General features: G+C 37.5%; 21 protein-coding genes, 1 tRNA gene and 1 riboswitch. Of the genes, 7 read left to right on the forward strand and 15 right to left on the reverse strand.

Translation table 11 applies throughout. The annotated features are described in order from the left end of the window. Nucleotides 1-103: 103 nt before the first annotated feature. The 3 genes from NSQ61_RS00320 to NSQ61_RS00330 form a co-directional block, all read right to left on the reverse strand. Nucleotides 104-2,047 carry an IS1182 family transposase gene (locus NSQ61_RS00320; RefSeq protein WP_340805621.1) on the reverse strand — a complete coding sequence of 648 codons (1,944 nt, stop codon included), beginning with the start codon at nucleotides 2,045-2,047 and terminating at the stop codon, nucleotides 104-106. A gap of 244 nt (nucleotides 2,048-2,291) precedes the next feature. After that, nucleotides 2,292-2,765 carry a thioredoxin family protein gene (locus NSQ61_RS00325; RefSeq protein ID WP_340805623.1) on the reverse strand — a complete coding sequence of 158 codons (474 nt, stop codon included), beginning with the start codon at nucleotides 2,763-2,765 and terminating at the stop codon, nucleotides 2,292-2,294. A gap of 299 nt (nucleotides 2,766-3,064) precedes the next feature. Beyond that, a complete protein-coding gene (locus tag NSQ61_RS00330; RefSeq protein WP_063387257.1) occupies nucleotides 3,065-3,484 on the reverse strand; it encodes a disulfide oxidoreductase in 420 nt (139 codons plus the stop codon). A 158-nt stretch (nucleotides 3,485-3,642) separates the two neighbouring features. Here NSQ61_RS00330 and NSQ61_RS00335 point away from each other — a divergent pair, with 158 nt between their 5' ends. After that, nucleotides 3,643-4,065, forward strand: coding sequence for a CBS domain-containing protein (locus tag NSQ61_RS00335; protein WP_063387258.1), 423 nt, complete (start codon nucleotides 3,643-3,645; stop codon nucleotides 4,063-4,065). A 296-nt stretch (nucleotides 4,066-4,361) separates the two neighbouring features. Beyond that, nucleotides 4,362-6,110 carry a phospho-sugar mutase gene (locus tag NSQ61_RS00340; RefSeq protein WP_063387260.1) on the forward strand — a complete coding sequence of 583 codons (1,749 nt, stop codon included), beginning with the start codon at nucleotides 4,362-4,364 and terminating at the stop codon, nucleotides 6,108-6,110. 342 nt (nucleotides 6,111-6,452) lie between these two features. On the opposite strand, the gene NSQ61_RS00345 is transcribed toward NSQ61_RS00340, so the two are convergent. Further along, a complete protein-coding gene (locus tag NSQ61_RS00345) occupies nucleotides 6,453-6,698 on the reverse strand; it encodes a YhdB family protein (RefSeq protein ID WP_063387261.1) in 246 nt (81 codons plus the stop codon). A gap of 155 nt (nucleotides 6,699-6,853) precedes the next feature. Next, the gene (locus tag NSQ61_RS00350; protein WP_063387262.1) at nucleotides 6,854-7,291 is read right to left on the reverse strand and encodes an Rrf2 family transcriptional regulator; all 438 of its coding nucleotides are present in this window, start codon (nucleotides 7,289-7,291) and stop codon (nucleotides 6,854-6,856) included. Between the two features lie 178 nt (nucleotides 7,292-7,469). On the opposite strand from NSQ61_RS00350, the gene hmpA reads away from it, so the two are divergent. Continuing rightward, entirely contained in the window at nucleotides 7,470-8,690 is a 1,221-nt protein-coding gene (hmpA, locus tag NSQ61_RS00355) for an NO-inducible flavohemoprotein (RefSeq protein WP_130156492.1), read from the forward strand. A 57-nt stretch (nucleotides 8,691-8,747) separates the two neighbouring features. Here hmpA and NSQ61_RS00360 read toward each other — a convergent pair whose 3' ends face one another. Further along, the gene (locus NSQ61_RS00360) at nucleotides 8,748-8,870 is read right to left on the reverse strand and encodes a hypothetical protein (protein ID WP_339212004.1); all 123 of its coding nucleotides are present in this window, start codon (nucleotides 8,868-8,870) and stop codon (nucleotides 8,748-8,750) included. Nucleotides 8,871-8,924: 54 nt separating this feature from the next. Between NSQ61_RS00360 and NSQ61_RS00365 the strand changes: the two genes are divergently transcribed. After that, a complete protein-coding gene (locus NSQ61_RS00365) occupies nucleotides 8,925-10,340 on the forward strand; it encodes a SpoVR family protein (protein ID WP_063387264.1) in 1,416 nt (471 codons plus the stop codon). 173 nt (nucleotides 10,341-10,513) lie between these two features. On the opposite strand, the gene NSQ61_RS00370 is transcribed toward NSQ61_RS00365, so the two are convergent. Genes NSQ61_RS00370 through NSQ61_RS00380 form a run of 3 tightly spaced genes read right to left on the reverse strand, consistent with a single transcriptional unit; the run spans nucleotide 10,514 to nucleotide 11,940 of the window. After that, a complete protein-coding gene (locus tag NSQ61_RS00370) occupies nucleotides 10,514-11,203 on the reverse strand; it encodes a TerC family protein (RefSeq protein ID WP_340734154.1) in 690 nt (229 codons plus the stop codon). A 52-nt stretch (nucleotides 11,204-11,255) separates the two neighbouring features. After that, complete coding sequence (locus tag NSQ61_RS00375; protein ID WP_066250884.1) at nucleotides 11,256-11,531, reverse strand: YkvA family protein; 276 nt, start codon at nucleotides 11,529-11,531, stop codon at nucleotides 11,256-11,258. Then, nucleotides 11,494-11,940 (reverse strand): sporulation protein, encoded by a 447-nt coding sequence (locus NSQ61_RS00380; RefSeq protein ID WP_063387267.1) that lies wholly within the window; start codon nucleotides 11,938-11,940, stop codon nucleotides 11,494-11,496. Before NSQ61_RS00380 ends, NSQ61_RS00375 begins: the two co-directional genes overlap by 38 nt. 377 nt (nucleotides 11,941-12,317) lie before the next feature. Here NSQ61_RS00380 and ytvI point away from each other — a divergent pair, with 377 nt between their 5' ends. Together ytvI and NSQ61_RS00390 are read left to right on the forward strand one after the other, a co-directional pair. Beyond that, complete coding sequence (gene ytvI / locus NSQ61_RS00385) at nucleotides 12,318-13,346, forward strand: sporulation integral membrane protein YtvI (RefSeq protein ID WP_063387477.1); 1,029 nt, start codon at nucleotides 12,318-12,320, stop codon at nucleotides 13,344-13,346. Between the two features lie 141 nt (nucleotides 13,347-13,487). Beyond that, entirely contained in the window at nucleotides 13,488-14,579 is a 1,092-nt protein-coding gene (locus tag NSQ61_RS00390; protein WP_066250881.1) for an AI-2E family transporter, read from the forward strand. A gap of 75 nt (nucleotides 14,580-14,654) precedes the next feature. Here the strand turns inward: NSQ61_RS00390 and NSQ61_RS00395 are convergent. From NSQ61_RS00395 to NSQ61_RS00420, 6 genes are all read right to left on the reverse strand, one after another. Next, nucleotides 14,655-14,728 (reverse strand) — tRNA-Pro (locus tag NSQ61_RS00395). Nucleotides 14,729-14,788: 60 nt separating this feature from the next. Then, nucleotides 14,789-15,151 carry a fluoride efflux transporter CrcB gene (gene crcB, locus NSQ61_RS00400; protein ID WP_063387269.1) on the reverse strand — a complete coding sequence of 121 codons (363 nt, stop codon included), beginning with the start codon at nucleotides 15,149-15,151 and terminating at the stop codon, nucleotides 14,789-14,791. A 12-nt stretch (nucleotides 15,152-15,163) separates the two neighbouring features. After that, complete coding sequence (crcB, locus tag NSQ61_RS00405; RefSeq protein WP_327873886.1) at nucleotides 15,164-15,571, reverse strand: fluoride efflux transporter CrcB; 408 nt, start codon at nucleotides 15,569-15,571, stop codon at nucleotides 15,164-15,166. A gap of 550 nt (nucleotides 15,572-16,121) precedes the next feature. Next, complete coding sequence (locus tag NSQ61_RS00410) at nucleotides 16,122-17,165, reverse strand: ribonucleotide-diphosphate reductase subunit beta (protein ID WP_327848594.1); 1,044 nt, start codon at nucleotides 17,163-17,165, stop codon at nucleotides 16,122-16,124. A gap of 12 nt (nucleotides 17,166-17,177) precedes the next feature. Then, nucleotides 17,178-19,442: a ribonucleoside-diphosphate reductase subunit alpha gene (locus tag NSQ61_RS00415; protein ID WP_340805628.1), complete on the reverse strand. Its 2,265-nt coding sequence runs from the start codon at nucleotides 19,440-19,442 to the stop codon at nucleotides 17,178-17,180. A 136-nt stretch (nucleotides 19,443-19,578) separates the two neighbouring features. Then, a riboswitch (cobalamin riboswitch) is annotated at nucleotides 19,579-19,757 on the reverse strand. A gap of 133 nt (nucleotides 19,758-19,890) precedes the next feature. Then, nucleotides 19,891-20,331: an Hsp20/alpha crystallin family protein gene (locus tag NSQ61_RS00420; protein ID WP_327848593.1), complete on the reverse strand. Its 441-nt coding sequence runs from the start codon at nucleotides 20,329-20,331 to the stop codon at nucleotides 19,891-19,893. Nucleotides 20,332-20,674: 343 nt separating this feature from the next. Here NSQ61_RS00420 and NSQ61_RS00425 point away from each other — a divergent pair, with 343 nt between their 5' ends. After that, nucleotides 20,675-21,964, forward strand: coding sequence for a globin-coupled sensor protein (locus NSQ61_RS00425; RefSeq protein WP_340805630.1), 1,290 nt, complete (start codon nucleotides 20,675-20,677; stop codon nucleotides 21,962-21,964). Nucleotides 21,965-22,196 lie beyond the last annotated feature (232 nt).

Here is a 22,196-nt window from a genome sequence, read left to right on the forward strand (position 1 = left end):
GTTCAGCAGCTTTTGAAAGGTGAAAAAATGCTTCAGCTTCAATGGAAATACATTTGTGAGCTTGAAGAAGAAATATGTTTGTAAATCTTTCCGGATAAATTGATTATTTTGCGATAGTGATTTGCAAATCATTCATCATTTTGCTGGAGCCAAGCGTATGAAGACGATTTATTGCAGTATGAACAAAATTTCTAAATATTGGAGCTACGGATATTCTGTCCGCTTTTCTTGTTAAGACTGACAAAATTTGATTATTCAAAAAGGGGCTGTCCGATAAGTCCCTAAAATGAAGCAAGTGGAGAAAAACAATTCGTTTCTCTCCACTTGCTTTTATATTTTTTCGATTTTTATCTGAAAGTAGCTGGCGGATGCCGGCTACTTTCAGTATGTTGTGGGCTAATGCCACAATCCCAAACTCAACATGTACCTTGTCGAGGCCCCGCAAAGAAAATCTGCGGAACGACCGATTGCCCTTGATGTGACCGAACACACTTTCTGCCTCGACTTTGCGTCGAGCGTAGATGGCGGCTTTCTCTTCACATTCAAGGGCTGTTTTGGCCTTTGCTTTCATTTCTTCGAAGATGGGATTCCAGTGAACTTGTCGGTTGCCTTTCGCTTTTGTGCATTTCGCTTTCAATGGGCAATCGGTACAATCTTCACATTCGTATATTTTGAAGCTTTGTTCATAGCCAGATGGATTCTTTTTGTTTTGGTATTTTTTAAACGTTACTCTCCTTCCATTCGGGCAAATAAAACAATCATCCTCTTCACAATAGGTCCAGTTTTTGGCATTTTTAATGTCTTTTTTGTATGTACGTGTTTGTTCTTTTACATAGCTCCCATAAGGAATTAGAAACTCAAAACGGGGCTCTTTCTCATCACCAACTGCATATACATAGTTTTCTTCACTACCATAGCCTGCATCCGCAATGACCGTTTTGGGCATCGGTAATGAACTGGAGGCTAGCTTCTCCATATGTGGGATAAAGCAACGTGTATCGGTCGGTCGTTGATGAATGGTATAAAACAAGATAAACTGATTCTCTGTCCCCATTTGCACGTTGTATCCGGGCTTGAGCTGACCGTTTTTCATATGGTCTTCTTTCATGCGCATGAAGGTTGCGTCTTTGTCTGTTTTCGAGTAGCTGTTACGGTCACCGAACATTTCCTTTTGTTCCTTGTATCTTGCCATTCGGGGCAGGAAATCTTCACGAATTTGTTTCACCGATTTCTTTAATTGACTGCGTTTTTTTCGCTTCTCTTTCCGAATGGATGTATCGGTCTCCTTTTCGATTTCTTCCGTTAGCGTTTCAACTTTTTCTTCTATTTCTTTTGCGATTTCCTCCAGGTTTTGTTCGGTGATCTCTGTATGTTGATCGCTTTCCTTTTGCCCTGTTCCGGCTTCTAATTGGGTTAATTCATGAATGTGCTTTAGTGTTTCTTGGATTTTTTCTTTTAATTTCTCTTCGAATTTCAAAGTGGATTTTTTCCACACAAAAGAATACTTATTGGCATCGGCTTCGATCTTAGTGCCATCCAAAAAGTAGTTTTCCATCGTGATGTAATGTTCTTTTATCAATTTGAGAATCATGACTTCAAAGAGCTCATCCATTAAAGCTTTCATCCGTTCCCCTCGGAACTCATTAATGGTGCGAAAATCTGGTTGTTGCATCGCTGAAAGCCACATGGCAGGAATATTTTCTTTAACGAGTTTTTCGATTCCTCGACAAGAATAAACCTTTTGAGAATAAGCATACAGAATGATTTTCAGCATCATTTTGGGATGATAGGAACTTCTGCCGCCGCCTTTATAATGAGAAAACAATTGTTTATCTGGTATCGCCTCCACCATTTCGTCCACGACACGTGCCACGTGATGTTCGGGTATAAGAGATTCAATATCATAAATCATTTGAACTTGACGGTTGTCATATGGTTTGAAAGTAGGGGCTAAATTTCTTTTGGCAGGAGTTTTTTCTTCTTTTCCATCTAGAGGAAGTGTCATTTGTGTGTTATAATTTTCACGAGTAATCATTTGATTGCTCATAAAAAATCGTCCTTTCTGTAATGTTGTGTGGTAACTTCATTTTACTAGAAAGGACGATTTTTTTGTGCATTTTTTTTAAAAAGTGAAAAAATGAGGGGCTCCAAAAAGTCAGTTACCCTGACTTTTTGGACAGCCCCTTTAACTTTCTAGTGCAAGTCTTTGTTTTTCTCCGCCAGACAATTGTTCCACATTGCCAAGCAGGCATTTACAGCTTCCATGCTTGTCATGAAAAGACAGGATTTCCTTATTCTGATTTTGTCCAATTTTCCAGCGCTTCCCGAAAAACGCTTTTTTCCTGTGAACCGACGATACGATCGGCTTCTTTTCCGTTTACATAATGGACAAGCGTTGGAGTTGCATCAATTTTATACTCGTCCCAGCCCTCTTCAAACTCAAGAAGGTTGTATTGGTAGATATCCACATTTAATTCTTTTGCCAAAGGCATTAAGATCGGTGTTGTGTTTTTACAGTGCGGGCAGGTAGAACTGAAAAAATAGACAATGACATCTTCTTGATTATTTAATTTTGTTTCTAGCTCATTCGGAAGTATGATGTTTTGATAATTTGGATCATCCAGCAGCTTGACGGTTTCAGGATGCAGGCTCGACTTTTTGTACGGATTTCCTTCCGCCTTTTGCTTATTTTGCAAATTTGTTACAATTGCCAGTGCCGCGAACAGTACAATAATGATTCCGCCGAATATAAGCAGTTTTTTCATATAATTTGGCGAGAAGACCCCGTAATTTTAAAAATTTTGGGGAAAGTATCGCCGTTATTCACTCCTTTCGTTCCTTTGCACTAAAAAATGTAAACCGATTTTCATAAATGACGGGAATGACGGCAACCGCAAAAAATAAATGTTTATCTTTCTAAGACCTCATGAACTTGCCGGATTGCGATTAAGTCTTAATATGGGTAAAAAAACATAATTGAAAGCTATAAATCCAAAGGTTTTGTTTGCTGGTCTATAGAATTTGCATCATTCGCCTCTTGAAAAATCTGAAAATAACGGAAACGTTATCCTTTCTGCCGTAAAATGAAAAAGCTTGTGAGGAAAATAATTGAAAAGCCAATTAAAGCCAAGAAAGGAATTGTAACGAATCCAAACCAATTAATGTAGTCGCTTGTACAAGGAACTCTTCCGCATGCGAGGCTATGTTCCCCCAAAAAAGGAATTTTTTGTATAGAATAATGGTAAATGGAAATCATGCCTCCCATAATGGACAAAGTTAAGGAATAGCTTGCAATTTTGTAATCCTTTTTTACTACAGCTATTCCAAGTATAACAACGAGCGGGTACATAAATATCCTTTGAAACCAGCACAATTTACATGGTTCGAAATGCATGATCTCAGAAAAATACAGGCTTCCTAAGGTAGAAATTAAAGAAGCGATCCAGCCTATCAACAGCAAATTGTCTTTTCGCTTATCATCCATCCAACTAACCTCTCTGTTTTCTTTCTAAAGGCATTATAATACATTTCCCCTGAATTAAAAATGATTTTGCGATGAAATCAATAAAACATCAGCTAAGAATTATTATCATTCATAAATTTTTACATATTGTTCAAACTATCAACGAAAGGAGTGAGACTATGGATAAAATTCGCGATATCATGTCTTCTAATGTCATTTCCGTTTCATCAAATCAAACTGTTCAGGAAGCTGCTCAGTTAATGAGACAGCATAATGTTGGTGCGATCCCTGTTGCAGATAATGGACAATTAAAAGGAATTATTACAGACCGTGATATTACGCTTCGCTCAACAGCTCAGGGCAAAAACGAAAGCACAACCGTTGCAGAAGTTATGTCGACAAACCCTGTATGCTGTAGTCCAGACGCGAGTCTGCAAGAAGCTGCCCAAATCATGGCACAAAATCAAATTCGCCGGTTGCCTGTAGTGGAAAATAATCAAGTTGTCGGCATGGTCGCATTAGGAGATTTAGCAACAAATAAGACTTCTGATGAAGCGGCAGGAGAAGCATTAACAAACATTTCTGAAAAAGATCTTCAATAACCCCTCTTGCAATCCCGGGATGGGAGTGCCTTGCTGAAAAAAGAGCGTCCGTTTGGCGCTCTTTTTTCCGTTCAGTGGCAAAGAGCTTTGTCGCTCGGTTTGTTTTTTTTCAAATGATACAAATAATACATAAATTTATAAATAACTGGAGAAATGGAAAGACGATCATTTGCGGAAAATATGTAAAAGCTGTTTCGAATAGTTCTAAAAATAGGGATGATCATCTCATTTCCATAAAATTTGTGATAAAATATTTCAGGAGAGAAAAAGAAGGGGAACTGGAGGGGTGTTAAGTTATGGCGAAATGGAAAGAAAATTATCAACGATGGATATCGAAAGAAGATATAGATCAAGAGCTAAAACAGCAATTACTAGAAAAAGCAGACAATGAACTCGAATTAGAGGACTGCTTTTATAAAAGCTTAGAGTTTGGTACAGGAGGAATGCGGGGAGAAATTGGCCCAGGCACAAATCGGATGAACATTTATACAATCCGCAAGGCTTCTGAGGGATTGGCAAGATATATTGAATCTTTTGGAGAAGAAGCCAAAAGACGCGGCGTGGTAATTGCTTACGATTCCCGCCACAAATCGCCGCAATTTGCTATGGAAGCGGCAAAAACTATCGCAACGCATGGTATTCAAACTTATGTATTTGATGAATTAAGGCCAACTCCTGAATTATCTTTTGCTGTCCGTTATTTAAACGCATTTTCAGGTGTTGTAATAACGGCAAGCCATAACCCGCCGGAATATAATGGATTTAAAGTTTACGGAGAGGATGGAGGTCAGATTCCTCCAAAAATAGCTGATGAAATCATCAAAAAAGTGAATGAAGTTGAAAATGAATTAGAAGTTGCTGTTGAAAATGAAGATATTTTAAAACAAAAAGGCTTGATTAAAATCATTGGAGCGGAAATAGACGAAGCATATAATGAAAAGATCAAAACGATTTCACTGAATCCTAATTTGGCAAAAGAAGTAGATGTAAAGGTCGTTTTTACGCCGCTTCATGGTACAGCCAATAAACCGGTTCGACGAGCTCTTCAATCATTAGGCTATCAAAATGTAACCGTCGTCAAAGAGCAGGAGCTTCCAGATCCAAATTTTTCGACAGTGGCTTCGCCGAATCCTGAGGAGCATGCAGCGTTTGAGCTAGCGATAAGAGAAGGGAAACGCATTGATGCTGATATTTTAATCGGAACTGACCCTGATGCTGACCGTTTAGGAGTTGCTGTCAAAAATGACAAAGGCGAATACATTGTGTTAACAGGAAACCAAACGGGTGCGATTTTGCTCAACTATATCCTTTCTGAGAAAAAGAAAAAAGGATTGCTGCCTGAAAATGGCGTTGTTCTAAAAACGATTGTTACATCGGAAATAGGACGCGCAATAGCGGAGGAATATGGACTAAAAACAATTGATACGCTTACCGGGTTTAAATTTATCGGGGAAAAAATTAAAGAATTTGAACAAACGAAACAATACAAATTTCAATTCGGTTATGAGGAAAGCTACGGATATTTAATTGGCGATTTTGCCAGAGACAAAGATGCCGTTCAAGCGGCCGTTTTAGCTGTTGAAGTATGTGCATTTTATAAGAAAAAAGGGCTCACACTTTATGACGGATTAATGGAAATTTTCAATCGATACGGGTATTACAGAGAAGGGTTAAAATCGTTAACCTTAAAAGGTAAGGACGGAGCAGAACAGATTAAGCGAATTTTAGAATCTTTCCGCCAAAATCCGCTTGCTGAAATTGCAGGTAAAACGGTTACGATTATCGAGGATTATTTAACAAGTGAACGTACATTGCTTCAATCGAACAAAAAGGAAACAATTGATTTGCCAAAATCAAATGTATTGAAATATTTCCTTGAAGACGGATCTTGGTTCTGTTTGCGGCCTTCGGGAACCGAGCCGAAAGTGAAATTTTATTTTGCTGTTCAGGCCGATTCACTGAATAATAGTGAAAAGGCATTGGAAGAATTAATAAATGCCGTAATGGAAAAAGTAAATGATATTCTGACAGTTAAAAAAGCTTAACTCCATTTCGATTGAGATCCCTTCAGTCTATCCAATAAGTCTTAAAAATAAGAGCGAGGGAGAAAAACAAGACGTTTTTCCACCCTCGCTTTTTCGTTTACGCTCTTGAAAAAGCGAGCTAAGTCCCGAGTTTTGGCAAAGTTGATAGCCGATTATAGCAGCGGATCAATAGCCATGAAAAAAGGCTCCTGAAAAAACGGGCTTTCGGCAAAAACGATCGCCGCTTTCAGCATTGAAGCAATAACTTAAACGACTAAAACAGAAAGAAAAAGCAACCCCATTTTTCAGAAATAACTTTTCTGAAAAAAGGTTGCTTAAACTATTGAGTCACCTTTCTGGAAACTATTTCAGCGCGATTTCCGGTTCAACCTCTGTTACGTTTTCTAATGCATGGTCAATATAACGAAGTAAAGCATATAGTTTATGCTCAATAATTTGATAATCGTGTTCAAAATTATAAGCGTGTAAAAAATGCTCAATTTTTTTGGAAAGAAAATCGTCGTTTGTGCGCACCATTAAAATAATCAAATTGTCCCATTGCGAACGGTGCGTGTAATATAATGCTTTGTCGTAATCCATTTTATTCATAATAAACATCCCTCCCTAAAAGGAGTTATGTTTATTGTATGAATAAATCGGTTTTTTGTACCGTTGCAAATGTTGGACATAACAACAGCCGTTTCTTTCAAAACAAATGTATAAATGCCTCATTCAAAAAACGAAAGACCATTTAAGGCTTTTTTCTACTTCACATTAAACAAATGCTTCAATTCGTTTTGATTTATGATTAAATCAGCGAGTGTGTACTGATCCAGCACTTGTAAATAAGCTTGCAAGGCTTGCTGGAAAACATGGCGCAGCCTGCAGGCGGATGTGATCACACATTCGCTGTTTTTTTCATTAAAACATTCGACAAGATGGAAATCTTCTTCAGTTTTTCTGACCACATCGCCAATATTTATTTCGGATGCAGGACGTGCTAAACGGAAACCGCCATTTCGTCCTCGAATCGTTTCAATATACCCGTTTTTCCCAAGCTGGTAAATGACCTTCATTAAATGGTTTTTTGAAATGCCGTACACATCCGCAATTTCTTTAATATTGGATAATTCCTCTCGGTTTTTCGTGCCAATGTAAATGAGCACACGGAGCGAATAGTCAGTATAGTTTGTAAGACGCATTGGCCTCCCTCTCTTTGTCCGTACTAGCTCCATTATACACTGATGGATAATTTAGGTTCAAAAATGTGACATCTTTTCAAAAGATGTATTTAAAATATTGCTTTTAAGACGAAGATCAACTATTTTAAAGATATATATAAAATACATCTTTTTTTAAAAAACAAAGGAGTGCAAATTTATGTTATCCGAACGTACTATTGAAATTATAAAGTCCACCGTGCCAGTTTTAGCTAAGCAAGGAACAGAAATCACAAGTCATTTTTATAAACGAATGCTTTCCAATCATCCGGAGTTATTAAATATTTTTAATCATACAAACCAACAGAAAGGAAGACAGCAAACAGCGCTAGCAACCACACTTTATGCTGCTGCCGAGCGCATTGATCAATTGGAGACGATTTTGCCAGCTGTGAAGCAAATTGCTCATAAACACAGAAGCTTAGGGGTTAAAAAAGAACACTATCCAATTGTCGGCGAAAATTTATTAGCAGCTATGAAAGAAGTGTTAGGCGATTTAGCAACAGATGAAATTATTTCTGCGTGGGAAGAAGCTTATAACGAAATTGCAAACGTATTTATCGAATTGGAGCAACGAATGTATGCTGACGCTGAAAATATGGAAGGTGGCTGGAAAGACTTTAAGCCGTTTGTTGTTGTAGATAAAGTAAAAGAAAGCTCTGTTATTACATCGTTTTACCTAAAACCGAAAGATAATGCTGTATTGCCATCATTCCTGCCCGGACAATATGTTACCGTAAAAGTAAAAATAGACGGCCATCAATATTTACTGAATCGTCAATACAGCTTATCAGACGCTCCTGGCAAAGAATATTTTCGAATTTCTGTTAAACGTGAGGCAGAACCGGATCAACCAAAAGGGGTCGTATCGAATTACCTGCACGATGATGTTCAAATTGGCGATGAGCTTAATATTAGCGTGCCTGCTGGCGATTTTACATTGGATGTCACGCAAAACTCGCCGGTTGTTTTCATCAGCGGCGGTGTTGGAGTAACGCCAATTATGAGCATGCTGAATACAATAGCAAAAGAAAATCCTTCTAGACCGGTTCGTTTTGTTCACTCTGCTAAAAATGAAGATGTTCATGCTTTTCGTTTGGAAGTAAAAGAGTTAATGAACAGGTTGCCAAATGGAACATCCTTTATTTGTTATACGGAGCCGTCACGTCAAGAAAGCGCCAATCATACAGGTTATATGACTAAAGACATTCTTAAGCAATTCTTATCTGAAAATGCAGATTATTTTATTTGCGGCCCTGTACCATTTATGAAAGCAGTCATTAATTATTTAAAGGAGCTGGGGGTTGCTTCCGAAAATATTCATTACGAATTTTTTGGCCCAGCTTTACAAATTGCGCAGCCTGAAGGTTCGACCATTTAATGTAGTTTTTCCAAAAAAGTTTTTAATATTTGGTGCCGTGAGAAGGCACCATTTTTTTTATAAGATTGTGTATTTTTGAACAGGAATGTCTCCCTTTTTAGCTTTTCGTTTGGTGACAGGCAGTTCAAGATGTGAAATGGAAATAGTGCAATCTGACACAACGTTCAAAATGTTTTTCATCATCTCCCGTTTGTTTTCATAAATTGTTGTAAGGAAAAAGAAGGGGGATGAACAATGAACAAGGAGGATCATAAAGTTCTTCAATATGCAATTGAAGAAATAACAGAAATCGCAAAGGGGTTTGGTCTTGATTTTTATCCGATGAGATATGAAATTTGTCCAGCTGATATTATTTATACATTTGGTGCATATGGAATGCCGACTCGTTTCTCCCATTGGAGCTTTGGAAAGCAATTTTATAAAATGAAGCTCCATTATGATTTAGGTCTTAGTAAAATTTATGAACTGGTGATTAACTCAAATCCTTGTTATGCCTTTTTGCTTGATACTAATTCTCTTATTCAAAATAAACTAATTGTTGCACATGTCCTCGCGCATTGTGATTTTTTTAAAAACAATATTCGCTTTAGTAATACGAAACGGGATATGGTCGAAAGCATGGCGGCAACAGCGGAAAGAATCAAGAAATATGAACTTTTATATGGAAAAAGAGAAGTGGAAAAATTTTTAGACGCGGTTTTATCCATCCAAGAACATATTGATCCGTCTTTAGTTCGGACAAAACTTTCTTGGAGCTTGGATGATGTTGATGAGGAAGAAGAGCTTAAGACATACAAAACACCGTATGATGATCTCTGGTCTTTAGGAGAAAAAAAAGAAAAAAGTGAACAGACAATCAAGAAAAAGAAAAAATTCCCTCCCAAACCGGAGAAAGACGTGCTTTTGTTTATCGAAGAGTATAGCCGGGAGCTTGAAGACTGGCAGCGTGATATTTTAACAATGATGAGAGAGGAAATGCTTTACTTTTGGCCTCAGCTTGAAACAAAAATAATGAATGAAGGCTGGGCGACGTATTGGCACCAGCGGATCATGAGAGAGCTGGATTTGACCTCTGATGAAGCAATTGAATATGCTAAATTAAATGCGGGTGTCGTACAGCCGTCAAGAACGAGCATTAACCCTTATTATTTAGGTTTAAAAATATTTGAGGATATCGAAGAAAGGTATAACAATCCGACCGAGGAAATGAAAAAGCGGGGAATTCAACCCGGTTCGGGCAGGGAAAAGCTGTTTGAGGTGCGGGAAATTGAATCGGATATTTCATTTCTTCGCAACTATTTAACAAAAGATCTTGTTATGCGGGAAGACATGTACTTATTTCAAAAACAAGGCAAAGACTATAAAATTGTTGATAAAGATTGGGAAAAAGTGCGGGATCAGCTCGTAAGCATGCGGGTGAATGGCGGTTTTCCGTACATTACGGTAATGGATGGGGATTATATGAAAAACGGCGAACTATATTTAAAACATTGGTATGAAGGGATTGAACTTGATATTAAGTACCTTGAAAAGGTGCTTCCATACATTTATCAGCTTTGGGGGAGAGGTGTCCATTTAGAAACGATTATTGAGGATAAACCTGTTTTATTTAATTTTGACGGCCGGAATGTCCATCGAAAATATTTGTAATGATGGAGCTGTCCAGAAAGTCAAAATCCATTGAAAACGAAACATCATAAACATTGATATATCAACATTGCTAAAACATTAAAGGGACGTCTATAAGCCGGAAAATCGACTTATTAGACAGCCCCACGGAATTTGTTTTTAGGCTTTAGGAAAAACGGTATCAGCATCATTTTTTAAGATGCTTCTTCTTTTGCTTCCACAGGGGAAGCTTTTTTCTTTTTTAAATATCCGGCAAAAATAACGCCTGCAACAAGAATAATGGTTAAGCCCCATTTTAGAAGCGGGTTTTCTTCAAAGAAGCCTTTTAGAAATTTTTCATCTACGATCATTTTGGCTGCTGTAAAGGCAATAACGGCAGCCCCAATTGTCACGATAACTGGGAACCGTTCAATCCATTTGATGATGAGCGTGCTGCCCCACACAACGATTGGAATGGAAATTAACAATCCGATTATGACTAAAAGGAACGATCCGTGCGCGGCACCGGCAACCGCTAAAACATTATCAAGCCCCATTAAAGCGTCTGCTACAATGATCGTTTTCATAGCGGACCAAAAGCTATTCCCGGTATCGACGTTATGTTCTTTTTTATCGATGAGAAGTTTATAGGCGATCCAAAGGAGAAGAACTCCGCCGACTAATAGCAGTCCAGGGATTTTTAAAAGCCAAACAACCGCAAGCGTCGCAATTGCCCGGATAAAAATCGCTCCAAATGTCCCCCATATAATGACCTTTGTTTGTTGGTGTTTCGGCACATTTCTAGCTGCTAAACCGATTAGAATGGCATTATCACCAGCTAAAACAAGGTCAATGATAACAATCGAAAGTAATGCTGAAAAAAACTCAGGTGAGAATAGTTCCAATATTTATCACTCCTCAAATATTTTATACTCATTTCGATGTTTTTATCCTTTGTTATGCAAGACAATATTTTTCCTGTAATTCCTTCGGAGCCATTTTGATCATTTGCTGCATGATAAAAGTAAATATAACGACATCATCCACAATTCCAATTAAGGACAGGAAATCTGGTATTGCATCGAACGGCAACAGGAAATATCCAATTATAAAAGCGATCGAGAATAGCTTTTTTTTCCTATTCACCTCCTTCGATAAGAAAAATTCAAATATAAAAGGGAAAAATGAACGAAAGTTATAAATGAACCGAATTCTTTTCCATATTTTTCTCATCGTTTTCCCCTCCACTAGGTTTATTTTTTAAAATTTGTATTGTGTCATGATCCAGACTATCGATTCCTTCTTCAAACACTAATGTTGTTTTAAAACGGTATGTTAAACTGTCTGTTGTTGCGGGAAGATGCTTTGGTAAAACAAATTCAAAAGGAATTTTTGCGCAATCAGCTGGATCGATTATGTCAGGAGCGAATAACGTAATGGAGGCGATTGATTGCTGATCAGCCTGATTGTTTATTTTCATAAGATCACATTGCAGCTGCTTAATCTTTTGAGTTATAGTGCCTCCTTTAATGTAGAGCGTGCCTGTTACTTTTTCTCCTGGAGAATACGTTTCTTTATCCAGTACAAGATCGACTGTTGCAGAGCCTATTCCGATTTTGGACATATATTTTCTAAGCAGCAACTCAAATTATCCTCCCAAAAATTGTTTTAAGATGCAAAAAGACCTTTGCCATTTTTATGGCAAAGGTCTCGCTAACAACATCCAGTTGTTCAATAAAGCCGGTGGATTCCTCCACGAAATGACGACTTTATTGTTAAGCTACTCCCCTTTGGGAATTTTTATTCTTATTCCGTTTTTCTAATTTGATTATATTGGTCAAATTGCGATTTGTCTAGTATTTTTTTTACTGAAGTAAATGTGTTTTGCAAAATGTCGAACAAATAACAATTTATAAAAAAAATAAGGAATTTCAATAGTTCAAATGGAAAATCCACGATATAATAAGGATAACATGATGATTTTGAGTATAGAATAGATAGGAGAATGATGTATTGAAAATGAAAAAGTATCTTCCGCTTATCATCATTGGTATTGCCATTCTTATACTAATCCCGTTCAGCATCCCGATATTGCTTGCGCTGCTTACAGCTCTTGTACTTGAAAAGCCTATCAGCATTCTCCAAAATCGATTTAAAATAAAAAGACCGTATGCAGTTTTGCTCATTTTTGTTGTTTTTTTACTCTTATTATGTATTCTAGGCTTTGGTTTGATAAACTTTATATATACAAACTTTGTGAGTTTTATAGAAAATATCCCTTTATATGTTAGAAAATTCAATCATGATTTTATTAATCCTCTTCTTGATACGTGGGAAAATTATTCCGCTTCCCTTCCAGAAGGTGTCATGACGTCTATTGAAATTTCCATTAATAATTCTGTCAATGCAGTTGACGGTCTTGTGAAGCAATTGATGGAATCGCTCATATTATTTGTTTCCGGCATTCCTGGCTTTTTCATTGAAGCGCTGATTTATTTGATTGCTCTTTATTTAATCAGTTTAGATCTGCCGAAAATATGGGCTTCGCTCGAGACCATGCTGACAGAAAAAACGAGAAATAAAATAAAATATGTTGTGAATGATCTTTACAAAGCAGGCTTCGGCTTTATTAAAGCGCAAGTTATCTTAAGTTTGCTGACATTTATACTAGCTTATATTGGGTTGGTGCTGCTTCGTGTAGATTATAGCTTGATTTTGGCAATCATTATCGTGGTTGTTGACATCCTTCCAATATTGGGAACAGGATCGGTGCTGGTTCCTTGGGCTATTTATGCATTTAGCCAGGGGCAAACCAATCTCGGAATAGGATTAGTTGTCTTATTTCTTGTGATCACTGTCGTCAGACGTGCTGTCGAACCGAAAATTATGTCGACCAACATGGGAATAAGCCCTCTTGCCGCCTTGATCAGCATGTTCATTGGACTAAAGATGCTCGGTATATTAGGTTTATTTTTAGGTCCTGTTGTTGTGATTTTGTTTGAAACATTGCGAAGAGCAAACATTATAAAGCTTAACATAAAAATTTAAAAAGGTTTTCCTTAAATTTGAGCGGAAAATTTGGATTAGAAGCAATAGGAGGATTGAAAAAAATTGCTTAGAATATGTAAATACATGATATTCTAAATATTGGAACGAATGTTGCAAAATTGGATGCGGGAGGCAAGCATTTTGTTTAAATCAAAACTTCATTTTTGGACGTTAGAAATACTTTTGATCATTTTGATCTTATATTTCAGCACAAAAATATCTTTTCTTTTTGAGCCCATTGTGATCTTTATAACTACTTTGTTTTTTCCTATAATTATTTCCGGTTTTCTTTACTTTTTGTTTGCTCCGATTATTGGTTTTCTTGAAAAGCGAAAAATTCCAAGAGTGCTGGCCATTTTGATTTTGTATATCGTGTTTATCGGCGGAATTTCGATCGCCATCGGATTGGTAGGGCCTACGATTGTTAAGCAGTTTAATGATTTAATTCGAAACATTCCTTTTTATATAACAAAAACGAGAGAAATCATTGAAAACCTCTATCAAACAAGCTGGTTCCAATGGGTATTGACGCAAGATTATTTTTCCATTGAAAAAATTGAGAGCACCATTACGCAATATGCATCGAGAATTACAAATAATATTACGAATGGCGTTCAGTCCGTTTTCAGCGTTATCACAAATATAACACTCATTATTGTCACGGTGCCGTTCATTTTATTTTATATGATCAAGGACGGACATAAGCTGCCGCACCAGGTCGTAAAGTTTTTTCCGAGCGATTTCCGCGATGAAGTTATGATTATCTTAAAGGAAACAGGCGAAACCTTATCTACCTATATTCAAGGACAAATGCTTGTTTCCATGTTTGTCGGGCTCTTTACGTTTATCGGATACTTAATTATTGATCTGCCATATGCTTTGCTGCTTGGAATAACTGTGGCAATCACCAATATTATTCCGTATTTAGGTCCGTTTATTGGAGCTGCTCCAGCCGTTATTGTCGGCTTGCTTGATTCGCCTTTTAAAGCACTTCTTGCGATTATTGTCGTGACAATTGTTCAGCAAATTGATGGGAATGTGATTTCTCCGTTTATTATCGGCAAGAGGCTTGATACACATCCGTTGACCATTATTATTTTGTTGCTTGTTGCAGGAAATATCGCGGGAATTTTGGGGATGATTTTGGCTGTTCCAACATATGCTGTAACCAAAACGGTTGTGATTAACTTATATAAATTAATTAAACTGAGGAAAGGGATTAAAAAGACGTAATTCAAAATATAAGCCGCTTGAAAAAGCTCAAGCGGCGTTTTTGGTTTTAAATGATGATTTAGGAGGTTTACAGAGTCGGGATGACAGGATTCGAACCTGCGACCCCCAGCACCCCATGCTGGTGCTCTACCAAGCTGAGCTACATCCCGCTGGACAATCTGTATTATAAAGAAAAAATCAAACCATGACAATATGATTCAAATAAGTTTTTAAAATATAGCGCCTAGTTGGAAGCCGAGAAAGGCAAACAAAAGACCGAACGCATAGCTTGAAAGAAAATAGCAAATGGACACTGTTTTTTGTTTTTCTGTTAACAGCTGTTTATTTTCAAGCTGAAACGTAGAAAAGGTGGTAAAGGCTCCTAAACATCCTGTTCCAAATAACAGTAGATATGCTTCTGAAATATTCATGCCGATCAAAAGGCCGAGCAGGAAAGATCCGCTGACATTGATAATAAATGTCGCGACAGGGAACTTCATATTGCTTTTCTTTTTAATCCAATTGGTGACGATCAAGCGGGCATTAGCTCCTAAAAAACCTCCGATTCCTACAACGATAAAGTTGAAAAGCATTACTCTTCACTCCTATTCATGACCGGCCGTTCGTGCGTTGTGCTGGGAAAGCATTTTTCGGCCAAGATGATAACCAGATGAAACAAATAAATAACCGCCTATTAAGCTTGACAATGTATACATAATGGCTGTTTCCCATTTATCGGCAATCATCAATTGAATGTTCTCAAAACTAAAAGTTGAAAATGTTGTGAATGACCCGATTAAGCCAGTACCGATCGCTGTGGCAAAATGGGGAGGAAATCCTTTTATTTTAAATACATATTCAGTCAACCATCCTAAAAGAAAACTTCCAGCCAAATTGGCTAAAAGTGTCGCTGCTGGGAAAGATCCGGTCCAAAAGCTGGAAGTCCATAGGCCGACACTGTATCGAAGGCAGGCACCTGCTATCCCGCCCAAACCGACTAATAAATAAATCATTATATTCACCTCGCAATGGTGGAAAACAACATAGTTCTTTTTAGCCAATATCGTGAAAACTATATTTCTTTTTTTAGGGCATCGCCTTTGTAATTGCTTCTATAATGAACGCAATACAAGCTAAAAAGATGGTCAGTAAAGTTGAACATAACAATATGTTTCTGATGACGACAGCAGCTTTGTCGCATCTGCTGAAAGTTTGAAAAGAAAAATATACAAAGATGCCTAATAGAATCGAGGCAAACCAACTTATAAAGCCTGTTTTTGTAGCTAATTTTTGCCAATCAAACATCCAAAAATATAGAATAGCGAAATGAATTGTTACTAACAAAATTGACATTATGATCAAGGTTGATTTTAACATAGATCCCCTCCGCACATATTATACCATGGCATGGAAAAATGGGATGCTTAGGTTCCCAAAAAGATAAGCTCTTTTAAAAGAAAGTATTTGCTTATCGAAAAATTCATTCATAGCATTCCTTTTGGTTTGGCAGCAGATAAAAAAACGGGCAGTCTCTGCTGCCCGTTATCATGAGAACGTAAATTTTTACAGCTCATCAAAGCCGTTATCAATTGTGTTGACTTTTGTATATTGTCTCGATTTTTGTTCAAAGAAGTCTGATTTTCCTAAGTCCACTTCTTCGTAAGCCCGTATCCATTTCAAAGGATTTGTCCGATAGCCTTCAAAAGGACGTTCGAATCCCAGCTGATTGGCACGGAAATTCGCATAAAATTTAATATAGCTCTCCACATCTTTTAAATGCAGGCCTTCAATGTCATTGCCGATAATTACACCGGCCCATTCGATTTCCAGCTCGGCTGCTTTCAGAAATGTTTTCGAAACGAATTGTTTCAGTTCATCTGTATCATATTCAGGATATTGCTTCAGCACCGCTTTGAAAATTTTTTCAAACAAACCTACGTGTATTTGTTCATCACGGTTAATGTAGTTAATCATCGTGCTAGTGGCTACCATCTTTTGGTTTCTGGCTAAATTATAAAAGAATGCGAAACCGGAATAGAAAAATAAACCTTCCAGTATGACATCAAAGACGATCGATTTCAACAAATTCTCCACATTCGGATTTTCTGCAAATGCTTTATAACCGTTGGTGACAAATTCATTTCGCTTCCTTAAAACCGGTTCGTTCCGCCAATATTCAAATACTTCATCCTGTACGTTTTTAGGCACGATGCTTGAGAGAATATACGAATATGAATGGTTATGAATCACTTCCTGCTGGGCGAGCAAAATCATTAAGGCGTTTATGCTCGAGTCTGTAATATAATCGGCAACTTTTCCGGCATAATCGGTTTGAATGCTGTCTAATAAAGCTAAGAGGCCGATAATTTTTAAAAATGCGTCCTGTTCTCTTTCTGAAAGCTCAGGAAATTGCTTCACATCTTGAGCCATATTAATTTCAAAAGGTGTCCAAAAGTTTGCAAGCATCCGTTTATATTTTGGATATGCCCACGGGTAGGCGACATCATCCCAATTGAGCACGTTGGAACATTTTCCGTTCACTATTGCTGTTGAACGGTTTGGTGCATCAGGATCCATAATAATTCGTTTTGTTAATGTTTGCTCCATATTAATTCCTCCTTAACTTGCACATGATTCACATTCATAAATGTCGCTTGATGTCGAACGGACATAATACGTTGTTTTCAATCCGGATTTCCAAGCAGTCAAATGAAGCTCCAGCAATTCTTTCGCTTTGATCGTGTTTAGAACGTAAAAGTTGAACGAAATGGACTGGTCAATATGTTTTTGACGCACCGCATTTTGTTTAATGCTCCATGTTTGGTCGATCAAATAAGCGGATTTATAATACCAAGTCGTTTTTGCATTTAAGTCGGGAACGGTAACTGGAATTTTGTAGTCTTTCTTTTCCTCTGAATAAACTTTTTGGAAAATTGGATCGATGCTTGCTGTGCTTCCGGCTATAATGGAGGTCGATGCGTTCGGTGCGACCGCCATTAAATAGCTGTTGCGAATCCCAAAAGTCTGCACTTTTTCCTTTAATTCCTGCCATTTTTTTGACGTATAACCGCGGATTTCAAAATATCGCCCTGTATCCCACTCCGAGCCTTTAAAGAGAGGGTATGCGCCTTTTTCTTTTGCGAGCTCCATACTCGACTGAATGGTTAAATACGCAATTTTTTCATATAATTGGTCGACAAATTGGACTGCCTCGTCGCTTTCCCATGTAATTTCCTTTAGTGCAAATAAATGATGCATGCCAAACGTTCCAAGACCGATTGCACGGTATTTTTCATTTGTAAGCTTCGCCTGTAATACCGGAATGTTATTTAAATCGATAACGTTGTCCAGCATCCGCACTTGAATAGGGATTAAACGTTCCAGAACGTTGTCTGGGACAGCCCGTGCCAAGTTGATGGAAGAAAGGTTGCAGACGACGAAATCGCCGGGCTTTTTCACAATGACAATTTTTCCATCTTCAACATATTGTTCTTCAACAGTAGTAGCACTTTGATTTTGCGCAATCTCTGTGCATAAATTGCTGCAATAAATCATGCCGGCATGCTTGTTTGCGTTTTTTCGATTCACTTCATCCCGATAAAACATAAAAGGCGTTCCCGTTTCAAGCTGGCTGATCATAATCCGTTTCATTATTTCAATCGCAGGCACTTTTTCTTTAGATAAGGAAGGATGATTCACGCACTCAAAATATTTTTCCCGAAAGCTGCCGTTACCTTTTTCTTCATCATAATAATCTTCCAGACTGAATCCCATGACTTTGCGAACTTCGTGGGGATCGAACAAATACCAGTCCCCGCGCTTTTCAACTTGCTCCATAAATAGGTCAGGAATGCATACACCTGTAAATAAATCATGGGTGCGCAGCCGTTCATCTCCGTTATTTAATTTTGCATCAAGGAAGGCGAAAATATCTTTATGCCAAACATCCAAATAAACGGCAATTGCTCCTTTTCTTTGGCCGAGCTGGTCGACGCTCACCGCCGTATTATTTAATTGCTTCATCCAAGGAATGACACCTGATGAAACTCCTTTGAACCCCCGGATATCGCTTCCGCGGCTTCTGATTTTCCCTAAATAAACTCCAATGCCTCCGCCGCTTTTAGAAACATTGGCAATATCAGTGTTCGAATCATAAATGCCTTGAAGGCTGTCGTCTACCGTATCAATAAAGCAGCTTGAAAGCTGACCGACTGATTTTCCTGCATTAGCCAATGTCGGTGTTGCAACCGTCATATATAAATGGCTCAATGCCCAATACGCTTCCTTTACAAGATGCAAACGTTTGGATGGATGCTCTTTCATCATTAACGTCATAGCGATGATCATAAAACGTTCCTGTGGAAGCTCAAATGTTCGTTTATGAAAATCTTTAGCTAAATACCGGTCGTAAAGGGTCCTTAATCCGATGTATGTAAACAGCTTGTCCTTCTCAGGATCAATGGCATTTCCCAGCTCCATAATTTCCTCTTTTGAATAATGCTCTAGCAAAAGAGGGCTGTAGATTCCAAGATCGGTTAATGTTTCGATTAACAAATAAAAATCGCCGTAGCCCGGTTGGTTGTAATTTCTGTTTTGGCTCGCTTCATGGTAAATTTTTTCAAGAAATACGTGTGCAGCTAAAAAAGTCCAATCCGGCTCACTTTCCGAAATGTTTGCTAAAGCTTCAATAATCAGCAGGTTTGTAAATTTTTCAAGATCATCAATCTGCTGGTATTGTAAGGTTGTCAGCACTCTTTCGCTGTATTCATGAAAGGAAAGGGACGGAAACTTTTCTTCAAGCTGCCTTAGATAAAGCTCCAAATCGCTCCTGTTAAAATGATTTTGAAAAACCTCGTATAGATTTAATGCTTTCGTAATATTCATCAAACATCCTCCTTATCAAAATAAAAAATCGCTCAGGAAGCTGAGCGGATCAAACGATGATTAAAAAGGAGGCAGTTTACAAGGCGAAACTACTCCATTCAAACCATCGTTTCATCTTCCCAACCCCCGAAGAATTAGAAACGTTCGGACAAAGGCAGGTCTCCTGACTCGTGCTTCATCCTACTTTGAATCCTTCCCATACGAAACGTACAGTGGATTATTCATTTCGTAGCACTCACAGTTGCGGGGACAGTTCCGGATTCTCACCGGATTCCCTTTTAAGCTGAAAACAGCACCTTTGTCGTTAGGTTTTCAATATATAGTATTTAATTGTTTTTGATTACACAATATATAGATTTTTGATGTTATATATTCATCATAATCGTACTTGGCGAAAATTGCAATAAAAAAGTGAGGCTGATTGAAATTTTGCAACCTCACGAAACAATTAATGAAACTGAATATCAATTTTCTTTTTGTTGTTTTCGGTTTGTTTTGGAATACGGATTTCCAGAACGCCATTTTTATATGTCGCGCTCACTTCTTCTTCTTTTACATTTGCCGGCAATGCAACAGCACGGTGAAACCGCCCGATAAACCGTTCGCGTCTATGCATTTCTTCTTCCTTTACTTCTTTGCTTCTTTGAATTGTGCCACTGATCGTAAGAACGTTGCGATCAAGATGAATGTCAACGTCTTCCTTTTTTTCAAGGCCGGGCAAATCACACGTAACAATTACTTCATTAGCAGTTTCATGAATATCAAGCCGGGGGGTATTCATAGTCTCAAAGTTTTCAAAAAAATGCGGGAAGCCTTCAGAAAAAACGCGATTCATGTTTCGTCTAAATTGGTTGATCTCAGAAAAAGGATCGTAAGGAATGAGAGCCATATGATTGTTCCTCCTTTGATTTTTTTACAGAAAATATTATTTGTGTTGTAACCGAGAAATATTCACCAAGCAAAATTCCAATTATTGTTTTCAATGTCCGGTGTATCCAAAGTTATTTCGGAATAGAGCTCTTTCAGATTTTTACTATTTATAATCGCCTTTAAACATGTTTTTCGTCAACAGTAATCTTTAGTTTTATAGAAAATATTTCATTTTCGAATATTGAATGTAACGAATTTGAATAAATTTTAAAAATTAATTGAAAAAATTGTTGATCATCTATTTTTAATTGCCGATATATACAATGGACACTAATAATGAATTTTGAAGGGGAAATCAACCAATGTTTAAAAAAAGAAAACAAGTTCCATCACTTTTTGAAAAACAAGTAGATCTTCAACAAGTAAAACTTGAAGTGACTGATGAAAAATATCAAAGACAATTAGCGATGGTTGGCCTGACAAAGGATGATCTTATTTGTACTCTTATATTAAAAGATGCGATTGAAGAAAACATAAAGTTTATTATCGATGCATTTTATGATGCTCTCCATCAAGAACAATTTTTGATTGACATAATTAATAAATACAGCTCGATCGAAAAGCAGAAGGAAAGATTGAAAAAACATGTGCTGCTTATGTTTAGCGGATCCTTGACAGATGAAGATATAACAAGAATGAAGCGGATTGCTGTAGCCCACGTCCGCATTGGATTAGATACGATTTGGTACATGAGTTCATTCCAGCAATTACAGAAATCAATTTTTTCCGTTGTTGCGAAAGCGTGTCCATCGAAGGAAGATTATCATAAAGCGGTGGTCACCATTGCAAAAATGTTAAACTTTGAACAGCAAATTGTGTTGGAAGCATATAATGAAGAGTATTTAAAAAGACGGCAAAAAATCGAAAAGGAAAAACAGGAGCTTCATGAAAACATCGCCCAAACCTCCATTCGTCTTGCTGATCTTATTGAATCAGCCAATTCAGCTATACAAAAAATTAACGAACGATCCAAACAATTTGCCTTAATTGCAGTTGATCGTTTTGAAACAGCGGCATCAACCGAAGCAGAAGTCAGTTCAAGGAGAGAAGACTTGAATTTTCACTCCGGTTTAATGGTCAATATAAAAGAACGGACAGATGATATTGCTTTAAAAATAAAGTCGCTTGAACAAACTTCTGAAAAAATTAATCATGTCGTCTCGATTGTTACTTCTATTGCTGAACAAACTAACTTGCTGGCTCTAAATGCCGCAATTGAATCAGCGCGTGCAGGGGAATACGGGAAAGGATTCGCTGTTGTTGCTAGTGAAGTGAGAAAGCTGGCGGAAGAAACAAAAAATTCCGTGCTTGGCGTTTCCAATTTAATTGAGGAAATCAGAGCGAAAATTAACGATATCGCTTCATCTATTGTGGAAGTAACAGAGCTTACAGGCAATGGTTCGCAAAGAATGAAAGAGATGAACCAATTCTTCGACAATATTTTGTATGCCTTCGACAAAAATAAAGAACAAACTGAAAAGACGAAAAATGAACTCGAAAACTTTGCTGAAATCATTGATGATATAACAAATTTCATTGCGCAAATCAATGAGACTTCAGAACATTTAAAAAAGCTGGCCAATCATATATAAATTCTTTTTCAGACGCTTGAGCCCCATCATTCCGAACTTAGGAGAGATGGGGTTTTTATTGGTACTGAACCATAAAATAGATATATGAAAAGGAGGGCGGCCGGGAGATGTTTGCTTCATAAATCACCATACCGCCTGTACCGTCGGCAAATCCGCTTGTTGCAAATGTTTTTCCTTCTTTTTCTGGATGAATCACAAAAAGCTGAACAAGTACTTTGGTTCTGTACAAATT

This window comes from Aeribacillus sp. FSL K6-1121, from assembly GCF_038003725.1.
Classification (GTDB): Bacteria; Bacillota; Bacilli; order Bacillales; family Aeribacillaceae; genus Aeribacillus; species Aeribacillus composti.